The 1,285-nt window shown below is 37.7% G+C and carries 1 protein-coding gene; it reads right to left on the bottom strand.

Annotated elements, in window-relative coordinates; translation table 11 throughout:
* The coding region (locus tag ACFVSH_RS26720; protein WP_387708841.1) for an alkaline phosphatase PhoX at positions 1 to 731 on the bottom strand (731 nt) is incomplete at its 3' end.
* Positions 732 to 1,285: the final 554 nt, after the last annotated feature.

Raw genomic sequence — 1,285 nt, forward strand, 5'->3', positions numbered from 1 at the left:
TGACTACGGTCATGTGGTGTAAAACGATACAAGAAGCTTGGACTTGCGTCTTCCGTTAAATACCAAATCCCTGTTGAATGGTCAACATGCCCAGCTTCATGAGAGAAATAACCCATATCACGGATTGGTGTTCTTGACATTTCGTTTTCAGGATCAAGCGGATTTACTTCAAATACAAAGCCATGTCCCATATCACGGGTTTCTTCCATTGTTAACCAGGTATCCCAAGTCGTAGCTCCACCCGCACAGTTACGGATTGTACCTGAACTTGATACATACTGATCAATGACTTTATTATTTTGTCCAACGATCAATGTGGTTGTGCCACCCGCAGCACCAGAACTCCACGGTTTTTTTCCATTTACAGGGTAATCAGAATTTGTCCCATTTTCATGGTTTCTTACAAGTATGGTTGTACCCTTCTCTCCTTTATATGCAGCCATTCCATCGTGAGCAGAAGGGACAAGGTCACCATTAGGCATGACATCACCAGTTCGTGAAAGCATTGTGTAATGAAATCCCCTTGGAAGATCAAGAATTCCATTTGGATCCTTTACTAGCGGGCCATATCCATCAAAACCGCTTGTTGGATTGCTAGATTCCACTGCAAACCCTTTTGTAGTTCCCGCAAGAGAAAATACCCCGGTTGAACCAAGTGTTAATGCTAAAGTGCTCATTCCACCAACTTTTAAGAAATTACGTCTGTTTAAACCGCTATTGCTAGATATCATTAACATTACCTCCAAAATTTTTTTGAGGGATGCTATATTCCTTAAAGCAAACTCCCCCCTCAAAATTAACAAACCTTTTTAAATGTTCTGTTAATTGTGTGTGATTTTATATCTTTGCCTGATAATCAAGCTAAAAGTCACGGTTAATACACAAAAAATGGAGGTTATTACCACATTTACAACATGCATAAGGAGGAAATTGATGGTATGGATTCAAAGTCGAGAAAATAATGAGGATTTTGTCATAAAAAGATCGATGCAGATTATTAAAGCTTCTTAAAAGTTTGTAAATAATCCAAGATGAAAAACTTGTTAACCCGTTTTTTCTAGTAAATAATTGAAAAGAGGAATCGGTTAAAGTCATGATTAACATAAGAACATAAATCAACAGTTTCATTAGGAATGGGTAGGCGAGACAACTCGTCTTTTTATTTTTCACTTTAAGAGGATAGATCCACCCATGATAACAATGAAAAACAAACTTATTGAACATTTGGAGGACTTGGTCCACATTACTTGGTGCATAGTAAGGATTCTGTCACTAATACACATAT

The sequence above is a fragment of the Peribacillus sp. NPDC058002 genome, assembly GCF_042886655.1.
Classification (GTDB): Bacteria; Bacillota; Bacilli; order Bacillales; family DSM-1321; genus Peribacillus; species Peribacillus aracenensis.